The organism is Ferdinandcohnia jepli, from assembly GCF_047246645.1.
Lineage (GTDB): Bacteria > Bacillota > Bacilli > Bacillales > Bacillaceae_L > Ferdinandcohnia.
The window spans coordinates 306,285-320,758 of record NZ_JBFOKR010000003.1; the positions used below are offsets into that span (position 1 = coordinate 306,285).

Genomic DNA, 14,474 nt, shown 5'->3' on the forward strand with positions numbered 1-14,474 from the left:
TTCAACTCCGTCTGGAACGAGTATTGATTTTTGATTTTATAATGGTTATTCCATACAAGAAAATCGGATAGATAAACCACAGGAAAAATCCAGTTTTGCCAACTTGATCAAAAAAATAATTATTATCTACTCTTTTAGTAATAAAAAAACTGCAGATAAAAATGATAATAGAGATGAGCCATATTCCATATTTTTGTTTTATATGAAAAATCTGTTTAATACCCTTTGAGGAAATATATAGAGTGATACATAGGTTTGGAAAAACAACTAAAATCCATAATGGAACCGCAACAAATTCAAAGCGCTCAATAAATGGGAAATGGACCGTGCTAATCATGCTGACAACAGGCCATACATTCTTTTCTAGTTCTTTCGCGCTAAAAAATAAAATAGAAACAACAGTTGTTATTAAAACAAGAATGGTCGTAAACCAGACTGCTATTTGACTAAACAGGTGTAGTTTATTTTTCTCCTTAATAAATGGAAAAATAAAAAGTAACGTCTCGAAACCTAACATTGTATAACTGCTCTTGAAAACTCCTTTCATAATTTCTGAAGGAGCTGTCGTCATAATAGGAAAAATCCTAGTTAGATTTATCTTTTGAAGTGGTTGATACATTACAACTAGCAGCCATATAGTCAATAAAAAGGATAAGAAGCAAACACCGGTCACTACTCTAAATCCGCCGGATACAGCATATATGGTTAATATTAATAAAGCCAATACCCCGACCCATTCATAGACACCTTCGTATCCCCATGTTAGTGACAACTCGACATAACTAATGGTGATCGAATAATGGACGGCAATAAAGTAAATGACGATAAGGAAGTTAAAAATACTACCAATCAAGCGTCCGAATATATGTTCGTGAATTTCAAAAAGAGTATCACCTTCATTTTTTTTTAGGATTGAAATCATTAACCATGTTATCAAGCTAACGAATAACCCAGATAGTAAAATGGATATCCAAGCATCTTTTTTTGATTCTAGATATATAATTCTTGGAACTCCAAGAATTCCCATACCAATTTGTGAAGTGTGTATGATATAAAACGCCATAAAGGCGTTAACAAAACGTATATTTGATTTCATTTTTCACCTCAAAATTCATCTAAATCTGTTATATTTTTTAATCGCTCCTTTAGGCGAATGGAGTCTTTTGGTCGATTTACTAACGGTCTCCTTATATAAAAATGGTGGGGGAGACGTATTAAAAAATATTGCAAATCTTTCATTCTTAGCGGATATAGAGGTGCCAGATAAGGTTTATTTAAAGAAGTTAATTTTAACAAGTGAACCATTAGAATACATATACCGACAACGATTCCATTTAACCCCCAAACACCTGCTAAAATAATGAATGGAAATCTAGCAATTCTGACTGCAGTGCCCATTTCATAAATAGGAGCCGAAAATGCCCCTAATGCACTAAATGCAACAATGATAATTAAAATATTGCTAGTTAACCCTGCCTCAACCGTTGCTTGGCCAATTACAATACCTCCTACAATTCCCATTGTTTGTCCTACTTTTGAAGGAAGGCGGGCCCCAGCTTCTCTAAGTAACTCAATTAACAATTCTAGTAAGAGTGCTTCTAATAAGGGTGGAAAAGGAACTTGTGAACGTGATTGTCCAATGATTATTAACAATTTAGATGGTATGAGTTCAAAATGATAAGTCATGGCCGCCACATAAATGGCTGTTAAAAAAAGAGAACCTACCATAGCAAATAAACGGATAAAACGAATAAATGTACTTAAAGACCATCTCAAATAGATATCTTCTGTTGATTCGAAAAATGAGAAAAAATTAGCAGGACCTATAATCGCTACAGGGCTGCCGTCTACCAAAACACCAATTCTCCCGTTTAAAATCGAGTAGATAAATCGATCGGGTAGCTCTGTTAATATAAATTGTGGAAATATAGAGTAATGACTATCTTCTAGGCATTGAGCCAAAACTGAACTGTCAATTATATTTTCCATTTTTAATTGTTTAATTCTGTCCTTAAGTGTCTGAAGAGTGTCATCGTTCGCAATATCTTTTATATATACAATTCTTACCTGCTTTTGAACGCGTTCCCCAATCTTTATTTCATCTGTGCACAAATTATAATCATTTAGATTTTGTCTGATTATCTTAACGTTAGAAGTTAATGATTCAGTGAACGAAATTTTAGGTCCATATACTAACGATTCTGTTTCTGCTTTCTCAATAGAACGTTCAATGGGATTTGCGCAGTTCACAATGAATGCCTTTTTTTCATCTAAAAAATAAATATAAGCAAATCCATTTAATAGGGAAGAGATAATCTCTTGTTCCTCCAGATTTACCTTTATTTCTTCTATAGGTATGTTTTTCATTAAATAGGTGTAATGTAGGTATTCTACAGAAAGTTCTTCAATGTATTTAATGACGTATTCATTTAGAATCTCTGACTTAATTAAATTTTTCATGAAAATAATATGAATCCCCTCTTGTCCAACTTCAAGCCTTCGACAAATCAAATCAGGTGATTCATTAAGAATGGATTTAATTTTTTCATAACCTGGGAAGTTATTATTATTATGACGATCTGTCATTCGTAACATATCCTTAAACAGTTTTTAATAGTGTCTGTAAAAACAATTAACTTATACAAAATATGGATAGAGGGCCTGTGAAACATTACATCATCATGGACAGCTTTAAACCATTATCGTGTCTAGACTAAGTGGATTTTACTAATTTAGTAATACTTCATACTTATTCAACAAACGGGTGCAAGAGCTGCAGATCGTGCTGCCATTCAAGGTGGCATTTTTGTTATTCGTAAATATAAGCAGTATAGTTGAGGCATCAAATAGTAAATTTGGTGGCGACTTCTGGTAAAAAACATGGCATAGGTGGTACAATCTTATGGCTGTAATCAATTTGCTTGGTTAATAACCGAGTAAAATACTAAAAATAACCAGATAGAAATCTCAAACTGGAATAATAATGGGGTGATTATATGAGTAAAGCTAAAGGAAAAGGCGGAACTGGCAGAGGAACGGACAAGAAGGGCTGGAATCGTTGGCAAGCTAGCGCAAACAAGAAAAAGAGTGCAAAACCTTATAAAAGTAAAGGCACAAACAAACCGGATGTAGAAAAATAAACCCATGAATTATGCTCTTTTTTAGATGAAAATTATCCCTAGTTAAAAGGAGGGCTTCGAATGGATACGATCATTTTTGATGTTGATGATACGCTATATGATCAAGCACAATCTTTTCATATAACGGTGAGGAAGATTTTTCAAGAGCCATTTTCAGACGAAGTAATCGATCAATTATATAAAGCTAGTCGTAAGTATAGCGAGATTTTATTTGATCAAAGTGAAGCAGGAGAAATATCCCAATTTGAATGGCAAACTGGCCGAATCATAGCTGCCTGTAAGGATTTTAACATCCCGATAGATACGGAAAAAGCGATTAATTTTCATGAAACGTATGTGACCGAACAAAATAACATTACATTGTTTCCAGAAATCGAAGAACTACTTCAAGTACTTTTCAAAGAAGGGAAACAGCTTGGAATTCTTACAAATGGTGAAGAAAAACATCAAGCAATGAAAATTAAACAGCTCGGTCTTAGCCGGTGGATTCCAGAAGAGATGACGTTTATTTCTGGTAAGATTGGCCATGCAAAACCGAAACGAGAAGTATTTGATTTTATTGAACAGAAGCTGGGCCTTGACCAAACCAATACCGTGTATATCGGAGATAATTTTGAAAAAGATATTATCGGAGCAAAACAAGCAGGCTGGCAAGCGATTTGGATGAATCATCGTAAGAAAGAGTTACCGACTGATGCTACCTATAAACCAGATCAAGAAGTACATAGTGCCAAGGAGTTATTAGAATTATTTTTGAAAAAGCTTACTAAACGAAATCAATACTAGAATAACCTGAGACAAACACTACTCGTGCTTGTCTTTTTTATATTTCTATGTGTGAAAAAACGGAACAAAGGAACCACAGAAAACCACCAAAGACCCCTCAAAAAAAATATTTTTAAAACCGATGCCCCTTTTTACCCCCTAACTCACTATAACAACTATGAAGGTAGTCCAATTATAATTGAAAGGGTAGTGATTGAGATGGGTAAGTTCAGAATGGTGGGTATTGATTTTTGGAATGATCCAGTTGTTGTGGAGGAAATGACGCCAGAGGACCGGTATTTTTATTTGTATCTTTTGACAAATCCTCGTACAACTCAGATAGGAATTTATAAGATTACGAAAAAACATATGGCTTGTGATCTTGGGTATTCAGTAGAGAGTGTACAATCGTTAATGGATCGGTTTATCAACCATCATCAGGTTATTCGTTATAATCCCGAAACAAGGGAGATTGCCATCAAGGATTGGGGAACGAATAACCTGCGCAGAGGTGGAAAACCGGTGATGGATTGTGTTTTATCCGAGTTAAAGAAAGTCAAAGATCGTTCGCTTATTTCTTATGTATCAGAAAATATTAGTAGAAGCGATATTTTAGGACTCTATGAATCTTTTATTGAAATAGAAGATGAGACTACCTGTCGAAATCATAATACATACAAAAACACGGCAGAATGGCGGGATATGGAGTCGTATGAAGATACGCCTTCGACACGTGATACGATACGTGGACAAGAAGAAGAAAAAGAAAAAGAAGAAGAAAAACAACAACAAGATCTTTATCCAAATATAGATTATACACCTAATGGAGAGCGTTCCGTTGTTTTTACTCAGCAAGACAAAGACATCAAAGAGATTCTCGAGTTCTGGGATCAAAACGGGTTTGGGTATACAAATGTGCATGGAAAAGACCGATTGTTGATGTGGTTATATGATTCTAGTTTTTTAAACCCGAAAGAAATCATCGTAAAGGCGATGCAGCTTGCTTGTTCTAACAATAAGAGAAGACTGAATTATGTCGAAGGTATTCTTAAGAATTGGGAAAACGAATCATTGCTGACGGTAGAAGAAATTGATTTGGAGCTTGAAAACAAGCCTAAAGAAAAAAGGCAAGCTGAAAAACAGTATACAGGCAGAGATATTCCAACTGACTTTGAATTTGATATAAATGCCGGTGAAAAGGAATGAGTTTTGTTGAGAAGACGTTTCTTGGAAGTCTGATGGAAGCTGATTTTTTAATCAAGGATACTGTCATTCAACCTGATCAACTCGAGAGTACCATTCATAAAGAGTTGATGAGGAGGATGCTTGACCTACATCGAGAGGGAAAGAATACGGATTTAATTACATTGACCACTTTACTAGATTTGGACTCGTTTGGTGGAGTCTCCTATCTATCTGAGTTGGTAGCATTTGCAGATATTGAGAAGTTTGAGGAATGTGAAGGACTCATTCTGGAAACCTGGAAGAAGCGGGAAACGAAAAATATCCTAACGAAGGCAGCGGTGAATGAGTGGGACATTGAACAGGTAATTGCCAGTTTGGATACCATTAACCAGGTAAAGGTCAACGATCATACATCTATCGAACATGCACTGTTAGCTATCTATGAGGCACCATGGCAAGAACAAAAAGAACAGGTTAGCGCAACAACTGGAATCAAACAACTTGATAAATTCACGGGAGGTTTTCAAGATGGCGAGGTTACTATTCTAGCGGCACGTCCATCAATGGGGAAAACCGATGTTATGCTCCACTTTGCAAAAGCAGCGGGATGGGCAAATTATGTACCTGTGGTGTTTTCGTTAGAGATGCCACTGAAGTTGATCACCTCAAGATTAGTTGCTTCAACGGGTGGTTTCAATCGAGTGAAAATGCGCGATCCGAAAAACATGCTGAATCAAGTTCAAAAGGAGAAATGGATGGGTGTGATTACCCACCTCAATAAGACGAATTTGCAGGTTTTTGATGGTGCTGGTCAAAAGGTATCCGAAATGAGAGCAAAAGTACGTAAAGTGATGAACGACTTTCCAACTAAGAAACCGGTCATTTTTATCGACTATTTAACACTTATACAATCTAGCGAGGTATATGGAGGTAATGCTCACTTTCAAGTAACTGAAATATCGAGAAACTTAAAAATGATGGCAAAGGACTTTGAGTGTCCAGTTGTTTGTTTAGCACAGTTGAATCGCTCCGTGGAATCGAGAGTCAACAAACGACCAATGATGTCTGATATACGGGAGTCTGGGAGTGTTGAACAGGATGCAGATGTCATTTTGTTTTTATACCGTGAAAAATACTATGACAAAGATACGGATGATACTTCACTGGAACTCATTATCACAAAAAATCGAAATGGTCCTGTTGGTACCGTTATGGTGAGTTACAACGAACATACCGGAGAGATAGGAGAGTTTCCGAAGAACACGGTGGGGCAATTTGTCTCATAGCATTTGTTCTGGAGCTAGATTGCTGGAAAAAAATGATTAGAGGTGATACATGTGGTTGTGAAGGAATTTTATCATGAGTGTTTACTAAATGAAGAAGCAACATTGGCTCATTACATATACCATCTACTTTCAGAACGTAAGGTTTCCTTACAGGATGATTTATCTCAATTAGACTTAAATAAAGCGGATCACCAGAAAGTTGCAGAGATGATTGAAACCAACTTGTTAGGGTTTCATCGAGTAAATGTCTATTCACTCAAAACAAACTTTAATGATTTTGTGTTTATCTTTGCACGCAACCATCAAGAAGCAACCCAATACTTCGCAAAAATGTTTCTACAAACACCTAAGAACTGTTATGAGTATCCGCTAGACTTTGAGTTTGTAAGAGGGAATGAGTTGGTGACGTTCCGAGATATGAAGAAGGAGCATGAGAGCTATCCTGCTGTGGCGGGGTATTACAGGAAAATGTAATTGTTGGACAGGTTCCTTAACCCACAATGGGGTGAGAGACCTGTCCCTCTGTTCCGTTTATAAAGAAAGATTTAATTGCCAGGATACTCCAAAGCGATCATTTACCCAGCCAAATTTCTTGCTGAACCCGTAATCACCAATTGGCATAAGAGCATGTCCACCTTCGAGTAGATTCTGATACAGGTTGTCAAGTTCCTCTTCTGACTCACAAGTGAGATAGATTGAGAATGAAGGGGTAAATGAAAACTGATGTTTCAAATTACTGTCAATGCACATGAACTCTTGACCTTTTAAGGAAAAGGTTGCCTGCATCACTGTTCCTTCGTCACCCGATTCATTGGCTCCGTATCGAGTTATGCTTTTAATTTCTGAGTCTTCAATTAAGGAGGTATAAAAATTCATTGCTTCTTCTGCATTTCCCTCCTGAAACATTAAGAAGGGTGTAACTTTTTCCACTATTAATCGACTCCTTTAGTTACATAATAAAATCATTAATTACTATAATAATGACATTCTAGAGATAATAATTCAACGGAGTCAGCTTCTACTTATAAACGTCCCTTTAACAGTAAAACAAGTACCAGACATATTGGCTATGCTTTTTTTTATTTTTAAAGAGAAACTAGTTGACGATGAAATTAAATATATGATATTATTAAAAATTTGATTAAAAACAATATATATGTTAAGGTTAAGAAGGTTACCATTCATGGAGGTGGATTATTTGTTTCAAATTGGCGATAACATTGTTTACCCTATGCACGGAGCAGGAATAATTGAAGCCATAGAAGTAAAGGAAATCTCAGGGGAAAAGCAACAGTATTATGTTATAAAAATGTTTAGTAGTAAGATGCAGGTCATGATTCCTGCAGCTAAAATAGAAAATTCAGGTGTACGTCCAGTTACTGACATCGACTCATTAAAACACATCATAGACATTTATCAGCATGGAGAATCAGATACAGAAATGCCGTGGAAACAGAGGTATAAAGTGAACACGGACAAAATTAAAACGGGTAACATACAAGAAGGCGTTGAAGTAGTACGTGATTTAATGCGTTTAAAGAAAGACAAAGCACTTAATTCAAGCGAAAAAAGAATGCTAGACAACGCACATGAATTTTTGAAAAGTGAACTGGGATTGATTAAAGGGATCACTGAAGATCAAATTAAAAGTTTCTGTTAATACTGTTTTAAGATAATCCGCATTTCCCAAAAACTAGATTCTTAAATTTTTGGGAAAACGACGATTATTATTAGAAGTACAACTTTTTAAACGACATTCAACTTCTTAAACTCACCTATAAGCGTTTACCTCTATTTGTTTTTTCTACATTTCCACTTTTAGTATATTAAATTTCTTCAACGAACGTTGCAGTAAAATACACACTTGATTTTGTAAATCCTGAATCACACTGGCACGGTCATGGAGCCGTAAGGATGAAAGAGAGGTAGGGCTTTCATTGGTTTAGGTATGCAATATATTATCTTTGTAGTTTATTTTAGAAGAAAAACAATACGGCTTGGTGAAATTCATTTAACAAAATGTGGATCACTAAGAAGCACTTCTTGGACAAGCACAGTGTCCCAAAATGAGTGGTGGACCTGTCCATTTAAAATGTTTCTTACGCCTGGAACTTATGATTATCGATTGTAATAATTGTATGTCCATGTGTGTTTTTGGCAATTTCTTTAGTCTCTTTAACTAGTTGTGAAATATGTTTACAACATTGCTGTGCCCCTTTGACAAGGAGTGGGACGCCTATCGCGTTAATTCCAAGCCCTCTTGAGAAGAATCCACCCATTGTCATAGCAAACGGAACAACAGGTGAAGTATTAGAAAAAATAATTTTTTCCTTAATCTGATAATGATTTACCATTATCTCACTAAAGTGATAGAGAGAAGGGAGGATTAATTTTGATGATCGTTTTCCTAATGTATATACAAGATTACCTTCATCATCTTCACCATGAAAGATAAATTTACCTGCATCCTTTTTCTTCAGTTTATTAAAATATGGGACTCCTAGTATTTCATCTTTTTCTAAAATCTTTGAAGGGTCATTGAGGATGTTGAGATGATAAGCAGCTGCTAGTGACGTAGAATGTGTTCCTCCGAAATCATGATAAATAAAAATCAACTGAATCACCTAGTTTCCATTTTTTATTGCCACTAAAACTCTAGATTATTCAACATCTGTAGGTGAATGAATATCATCCTGGTATTTATCTATAAAAAGGGAGCCGTGGCTATTCACAACTGCATAGTAGACATCTTTAACCTCTAGATTTCTTTTTTTGCACTCTACTTCAATCCATTTTTGATTGTATGGTCCAACTATATTTTTATTTATAATTTCTCCATCCATAATTAGTTCAATTGGCAAGGAAACTGTAGAATAAGGTAAATTCATATCCTGCTTGCAAATATTTTGAAACTGCTTCTTTTTTAGGACGGACAGTTCACCGCTTACTTCTAATAAAGCGTACTCCACTTCATTAATGTTAAAAATGTTCTTTTCTCTTAGATATTGATTAAGGTCATCAATTGAGAATTTTATTTTTTGCATGTTTTTATCAAGTATTTTTCCTTTTTCTATTAATACGGTAGGTCTACCCGATAACAATTTTCTTAGTCTCCTACTTCTAAATGATAACACCATGAAAAGGTAAAACAATAAAACTAATACAAGAAATGCACTAAGCATTTCTATGAAATCTATTTTAGTATCAAATCCCATATTGGCTATAAAGGAACCGATAGTTACGGCTAATGCGAAACTAAAGTGGTTTTTATGAGGATTGATGTGTTTTCCAATACTTAATGTTACTAGTACTAAGATGATAAAGCTTAATCCTGTTCTCCATATAGATAATAGTAGATCGTCCATTGGTTCTCCCGTTTTATTAGTTTAATGATTAAAATAAAGGCTTCTTATACCCACTAAAGAGGTATTTTTTTATTGTACCAATTTATGTATAAACCTATCCGTATCTATGATGATTCTTGCACTTTTAAACAGACATAGGGATTTGAAAAAATTACTGTGATAAACGTACATTTTTTCCCTCACGTACATACCTTATAAGTGTTAATCATTAAGTGAGGGGGTGAAGATCATGTACAATATGCCGTATGGGCAACCATATCAGTATACCTATTATGTAAATGTACCGACTTATAACAATCGGCATTTCTCAGGCTATGGGACTAACCCATATGAGACAAATTGGGGTTTTTATCAGGGGTATTATGATAACAGGAAACTTCAGTTAAAAGACTATGGTCCGAATCCATATGTAGTTAATATTAATGCAGCAACAAAGCAGAACGAAACATACCGGACAGCTTTATGGACCGGTACCCATTTACAAACGACTCTAATGAGTATTCCAGTTGGCGGGGATATAGGTTTAGAAGTACACCCGAGCGTAGATCAATTTTTACGTCTTGAACAGGGGCAAGGGCTAGTTCGAATGGGTAAAACTAAACAAAAATTGGATTTTGAAAGAAATGTTCAGGATGAGGATGCTATTTTTGTCCCGGCGGGTACCTGGCATAATGTTATAAATACGGGGAATATACCATTAAAACTTTATTCCATCTATGCTCCACCAAACCATCCTTTTGGAACCGTTCATCGAACAAAAGCAGAGGCCATGTCTGCAGAAAAGGAACGTACCACTGTTGTTTCTGGTAAGACACCTGATGAATGGATCAAGTACACAGAGTTTTTAGTCAAAGAAGGCTTGGAAGATGTTAAAAGAGGAATAAATATGACACATATCCTGCAAGAGTTTATTCTCATGGGAGTACTTGTGGGGAAAGGGTATTCACCCGAAAAAGCATATCAAACAGTAGAAGAATGGGAAAAAACAGGCGAATCTAAACTTCTTCAGCAAAGTAAGAATATGTAGAAAAAATCAAATTACTATGATGAGAAAGTATAAAAACCACGGTCTTACTGGACTGTGGTTTTTCAAGTTTGGTCAGGAGAAATCACCAATCAAATATAATAGGTGTAAAATAAACCTACTAACGAAATGGAGTGGGGTAAGGGAAGTACAATTCACTCACTTTGTGCAATTTTCTTTCTATTTGGAGCAAGAGGGGGTTGTTCTAACCAATTATATTTAACCATGATATTAAACCACTTTTTCGTTACTGTTAAATTTTCGATGATTACTTTTTCGTATTCAAATGCAAGATCTGTTCGCATGGCTGTTGCTAAACCGGCACCTTGAAAAGTTTGTGCCGTTTGAAATAAAAACCCCATATGAAACATCATCAGCTTATCCGAGAAAGGTGTTTCAGTTGAATTTGTAATTTCTGTTTCCCACGACATAGGAACAGGTAGATTATCTTTCTGCAATATTGCTGATAATGATTTGATTTGTTTATCTGCTACCTTACCTGAGTACTCTAAAAATTCTCTTACCTCCTTTGACTGACTAACTTGGCTAAATGAAATAGAGAGAGATTTAGACATAACCGCTTTCTTAAGATTTAAAGATAAACTAATAATTTCTGTTGCAGCCAAACGTCTACTTCTTCCAAAAAAACCGTCAGTGAATTCTTTTGTAGTAATAAGTTCCTGGTTTTCTTCTGGGTAGAAATATGGGTCTCTTTGAAAGTGGCCCAATTCTAAAAGTAATTCTGTACATTTATGGTAGAGTTTCTTTGCGTCAGAATCACATGAATCATAAAAATATCGTAAATCTCTATTTACTGATGAAGATAATGCTGTTACATGACCGATTAAACCATGCAAGGTCATGATGTGGAGATAATGTAAACAAAAGATATCAGTAAATAGTCTTTTGGCATTACTTTTTAGATCTGAATCATTAAAGCCATTAGGTAGAGGAAATCCGTCTTTTTTAATAAACGATACAATCTGTTCTTTTTGTTGTGCAAATACATGGATTGCTTCTTCAAATAATGCTCTTATTTTCTCATTTTCAACTATTGATACCATATATCTATTAACAGTATCTATCGCAGTCCCGTTAACATAAGCGCCCCACAAAGTACCAATCTCTGCTGAGGTTAATTTTATATCCTCTTTCTCCAAAGCGGTTCACCCCTATACATTTACTACTAATTTTATTATGTGATATTAAGGAGTTAATATTCTTTAAATGATAATAGAGGTAGAGTAGGGAAAATTTTATTTTTGTAAACTGGTTAATTACATCACAGACTTATGCTTTTAATACCTGTACCATAATTTTAGTAACGTATTGTTCCTTATGATTTCTTACAACGGTATCATAAATATACTCTTCAAAAACATAATCACCTAAGGATAGGTCTAAACGCTCCATCTCTGAAAAAATTCTCTTGTATGTATGCTGTATAGTTTTGTCCTCTCCAATATGATAGCCGATGAGGAAATCACCTTTAACTGCCTTGAAATATGGATATCCCTCTTTAGGGTGAGGTTGTTCAATATATAAGTAGCTGTATTTAGAGTATTCTCCATTTATTACTTGCTCACTTTTTGTGATACCACCGATGGGATATCCCGTATCGAGCTGTGACTCATTGACCTGACCAATAAACTCTGAAAGAACTTCTACAAACTCATCATCAGTAATATCTTCTATATTTCTGCTTAAAAAGAGTGTGGCTTCTGGTAAATGTTCAAGTGTAATTTGATCAAAGTCGAGCAGGGAGGCTTCCTCCATCAATGCGATTTTGGTCTCTATCTGTCTTTCCTTCATTTCAATTTCCTTGCGCTTTTTCACAATCTCATCTTTTTTCTGATACATTAATGCTAAAAAACTTTCAGGTGATTTATTCTGTGTGTATTGTTGAATATCATGTAGCGACATATCAAGATCTTTTAATAAATCAATCACATAAAATAATTCAATTTGGTTCAGTGAATAAAAACGATAGCCTTTTTCATTTTTATATACAGGAGATAAAAGGCCGATTTGATCGTAATAAAAGAGGGTTTGTTTATTCACCTTGCATAGCTTCGCGAATTCACCTGTGGTTAAATACTTTACACTTTTTTCATTCATTTTTTACAACACCACCCTTGACTATATAGTTACTATATACACTAGGATAATAGGATGTAAAGGAATAACTAGCTCCAATGTTAGTTGTTTTGTTGAGGAGAGTGCGTAAAATGAAGAGTTATAAAATTACCTTAGGATTGTTATTAATGAATTTGTTTATTGCGTTTTTGGGAATTGGCCTTGTTATCCCAGTATTACCTAAGCTCATGAATGAATTGGGGATAAATGGTATGACTATAGGTTATCTAACAGCTGCTTTTGCGATGGCACAATTGATTGTTTCGCCATTTGCGGGAAAGGCTGTAGATAAGTGGGGACGAAAAATAATTATTGTACTTGGATTATTTATTTTCGGATTCTCAGAGTTGTTATTTGGGCTTGGTAAAGATATTGAAACGTTATTTATTTCTCGTATCTTAGGTGGGATAAGTGCTGCATTTATTATGCCAGGTGTTACTGCCTATATTGCTGATATAACAAATAAGGAAACTCGTCCGAAAGCGCTTGGTTATATGTCAGCAGCCATTAGTACAGGGTTTATTATTGGCCCAGGAATTGGCGGATTTTTAGCGGAGTTTGGAACACGTACTCCATTTTATTTTGCTGGTGCACTTGGTACAATAGCTGCAATTCTTACAATCATATTCATTTCTGAACCGGATCGTGTACTTGAAATGCATGAGGAAACCACAGGTGGTAGGAAGGGTTTCGGACGTATTTTTGAGCCGAAATATTTTATAGCGTTTATCTTAATATTTATTACATCATTTGGTTTAGCAGCTTTTGAATCATTTTTTAGTTTATTCGTAGATCATAAGTTTCAATTTAAACCATCAGATATCGCCATTGTTATAACGGGTGGTGCTATTTTTGGCGCTGTATCACAGGTACTATTGTTTGACCGGCTTACTCGAATTTGGGGTGAAATCAAACTGATTCGATATAGCTTAGTTTTATCAGGTTTATTTGTCTTTTTAATGACGGTTGTTCATTCCTATTTTTATATCCTATTAGTTACATTTATTGTATTTGTAGGATTTGATTTATTCCGACCGGCTGTCACTTCTTACCTTTCAAACATCGCTGGAAACGAACAAGGTTTTGTTGGTGGCATGAACTCAATGTTCACAAGTCTCGCGAACATTACAGGTCCTATTATTGGAGGAATCCTATTTGATGTGGATATTGACTACCCTTACTACTTTGCAACTGTAATAATGGCTTTGGGAATCGTAATCACCCTGTTTTGGAAGAAACAAGCTGGTTATACTTCAAAAGAAGTAAAGGCAAGTGTCGCGAATATATCATCAAATTGAGGTAGAAACGAAAATGATTAAAAATTGTAGGGTGCATTGGTCCAGGGAGGATTGATGCACTTTTAGTTTTAATTTTTCCATCTCCCGTTATGGTGCATAAAATAATAATCTACCTTATAGAAATAATTGGTTAAAGAATATATTTAATCCTAGATGGGTTTTCGCTAAAATGCATTTTTTTCTCGTAACGTGCATAAGCGGCTTAACCCCCTAATTATTGTACACAATCTCCTTTTTTCTAGGTTTATCTTAGTTTTTCATTTTTCTTTAAAGGA

General features: G+C 35.1%; 15 protein-coding genes. 8 read left to right on the top strand and 7 right to left on the bottom strand.

Annotated features, from left to right (window positions below):
* Position 1 precedes the first annotated feature (1 nt).
* Together AB3M96_RS05050 and AB3M96_RS05055 are read right to left on the bottom strand one after the other, a co-directional pair.
* Positions 2–1,096 carry a GerAB/ArcD/ProY family transporter gene (locus AB3M96_RS05050; RefSeq protein WP_412966486.1) on the bottom strand — a complete coding sequence of 365 codons (1,095 nt, stop codon included), beginning with the start codon at positions 1,094–1,096 and terminating at the stop codon, positions 2–4.
* Between the two features lie 8 nt (positions 1,097–1,104).
* Positions 1,105–2,586: a spore germination protein gene (locus tag AB3M96_RS05055; RefSeq protein WP_412966487.1), complete on the bottom strand. Its 1,482-nt coding sequence runs from the start codon at positions 2,584–2,586 to the stop codon at positions 1,105–1,107.
* A gap of 410 nt (positions 2,587–2,996) precedes the next feature.
* Between AB3M96_RS05055 and AB3M96_RS05060 the strand changes: the two genes are divergently transcribed.
* The 5 genes from AB3M96_RS05060 to AB3M96_RS05080 all read left to right on the top strand — a co-directional run bounded on the left by AB3M96_RS05060 (position 2,997) and on the right by AB3M96_RS05080 (position 6,850).
* Complete coding sequence (locus AB3M96_RS05060) at positions 2,997–3,140, top strand: DUF3934 domain-containing protein (protein ID WP_412966488.1); 144 nt, start codon at positions 2,997–2,999, stop codon at positions 3,138–3,140.
* A 60-nt stretch (positions 3,141–3,200) separates the two neighbouring features.
* Positions 3,201–3,926 (top strand): HAD family hydrolase, encoded by a 726-nt coding sequence (locus AB3M96_RS05065; protein ID WP_412966489.1) that lies wholly within the window; start codon positions 3,201–3,203, stop codon positions 3,924–3,926.
* 198 nt (positions 3,927–4,124) lie between these two features.
* A complete protein-coding gene (locus AB3M96_RS05070; protein WP_412966490.1) occupies positions 4,125–5,111 on the top strand; it encodes a DnaD domain-containing protein in 987 nt (328 codons plus the stop codon).
* Positions 5,108–6,376 (top strand): DnaB helicase C-terminal domain-containing protein, encoded by a 1,269-nt coding sequence (locus tag AB3M96_RS05075; protein ID WP_412966491.1) that lies wholly within the window; start codon positions 5,108–5,110, stop codon positions 6,374–6,376. Before AB3M96_RS05070 ends, AB3M96_RS05075 begins: the two co-directional genes overlap by 4 nt.
* 57 nt (positions 6,377–6,433) lie before the next feature.
* Positions 6,434–6,850 (top strand): hypothetical protein, encoded by a 417-nt coding sequence (locus tag AB3M96_RS05080; RefSeq protein WP_412966492.1) that lies wholly within the window; start codon positions 6,434–6,436, stop codon positions 6,848–6,850.
* A gap of 57 nt (positions 6,851–6,907) precedes the next feature.
* Here AB3M96_RS05080 and AB3M96_RS05085 read toward each other — a convergent pair whose 3' ends face one another.
* Positions 6,908–7,306, bottom strand: coding sequence for a VOC family protein (locus tag AB3M96_RS05085; protein WP_412966493.1), 399 nt, complete (start codon positions 7,304–7,306; stop codon positions 6,908–6,910).
* A 253-nt stretch (positions 7,307–7,559) separates the two neighbouring features.
* On the opposite strand from AB3M96_RS05085, the gene AB3M96_RS05090 reads away from it, so the two are divergent.
* Entirely contained in the window at positions 7,560–8,036 is a 477-nt protein-coding gene (locus AB3M96_RS05090) for a CarD family transcriptional regulator (protein ID WP_412966494.1), read from the top strand.
* A gap of 439 nt (positions 8,037–8,475) precedes the next feature.
* On the opposite strand, the gene AB3M96_RS05095 is transcribed toward AB3M96_RS05090, so the two are convergent.
* Positions 8,476–8,991: a DUF3189 family protein gene (locus AB3M96_RS05095; protein ID WP_412966509.1), complete on the bottom strand. Its 516-nt coding sequence runs from the start codon at positions 8,989–8,991 to the stop codon at positions 8,476–8,478.
* Between the two features lie 45 nt (positions 8,992–9,036).
* The gene (locus tag AB3M96_RS05100) at positions 9,037–9,741 is read right to left on the bottom strand and encodes a DUF421 domain-containing protein (protein WP_412966495.1); all 705 of its coding nucleotides are present in this window, start codon (positions 9,739–9,741) and stop codon (positions 9,037–9,039) included.
* A 229-nt stretch (positions 9,742–9,970) separates the two neighbouring features.
* Here AB3M96_RS05100 and AB3M96_RS05105 point away from each other — a divergent pair, with 229 nt between their 5' ends.
* Positions 9,971–10,768, top strand: a complete 798-nt coding sequence (locus AB3M96_RS05105; protein WP_412966496.1) for a cupin domain-containing protein — start codon at positions 9,971–9,973, stop codon at positions 10,766–10,768.
* 152 nt (positions 10,769–10,920) lie between these two features.
* Here AB3M96_RS05105 and AB3M96_RS05110 read toward each other — a convergent pair whose 3' ends face one another.
* Entirely contained in the window at positions 10,921–11,925 is a 1,005-nt protein-coding gene (locus tag AB3M96_RS05110) for a DUF3231 family protein (RefSeq protein ID WP_412966497.1), read from the bottom strand.
* A gap of 130 nt (positions 11,926–12,055) precedes the next feature.
* Positions 12,056–12,883, bottom strand: coding sequence for a MerR family transcriptional regulator (locus tag AB3M96_RS05115; RefSeq protein ID WP_412966498.1), 828 nt, complete (start codon positions 12,881–12,883; stop codon positions 12,056–12,058).
* Positions 12,884–12,993: 110 nt separating this feature from the next.
* Here AB3M96_RS05115 and norA point away from each other — a divergent pair, with 110 nt between their 5' ends.
* Positions 12,994–14,199, top strand: coding sequence for a multidrug efflux MFS transporter NorA (gene norA / locus AB3M96_RS05120; RefSeq protein WP_412966499.1), 1,206 nt, complete (start codon positions 12,994–12,996; stop codon positions 14,197–14,199).
* Positions 14,200–14,474: the final 275 nt, after the last annotated feature.

Coding starts and splice junctions, on each gene's coding strand:
- AB3M96_RS05070 (WP_412966490.1), top strand. CDS start 4,125: ATGGGTAAGTTCAGAATGGTGGGTATTGATTTTTGGAATGATCCAGTT.
- AB3M96_RS05060 (WP_412966488.1), top strand. CDS start 2,997: ATGAGTAAAGCTAAAGGAAAAGGCGGAACTGGCAGAGGAACGGACAAG.
- norA (WP_412966499.1), top strand. CDS start 12,994: ATGAAGAGTTATAAAATTACCTTAGGATTGTTATTAATGAATTTGTTT.
- AB3M96_RS05105 (WP_412966496.1), top strand. CDS start 9,971: ATGTACAATATGCCGTATGGGCAACCATATCAGTATACCTATTATGTA.
- AB3M96_RS05100 (WP_412966495.1), bottom strand. CDS start 9,741: ATGGACGATCTACTATTATCTATATGGAGAACAGGATTAAGCTTTATC.
- AB3M96_RS05075 (WP_412966491.1), top strand. CDS start 5,108: ATGAGTTTTGTTGAGAAGACGTTTCTTGGAAGTCTGATGGAAGCTGAT.
- AB3M96_RS05090 (WP_412966494.1), top strand. CDS start 7,560: ATGGAGGTGGATTATTTGTTTCAAATTGGCGATAACATTGTTTACCCT.
- AB3M96_RS05050 (WP_412966486.1), bottom strand. CDS start 1,096: ATGAAATCAAATATACGTTTTGTTAACGCCTTTATGGCGTTTTATATC.
- AB3M96_RS05115 (WP_412966498.1), bottom strand. CDS start 12,883: ATGAATGAAAAAAGTGTAAAGTATTTAACCACAGGTGAATTCGCGAAG.
- AB3M96_RS05065 (WP_412966489.1), top strand. CDS start 3,201: ATGGATACGATCATTTTTGATGTTGATGATACGCTATATGATCAAGCA.
- AB3M96_RS05055 (WP_412966487.1), bottom strand. CDS start 2,586: ATGACAGATCGTCATAATAATAATAACTTCCCAGGTTATGAAAAAATT.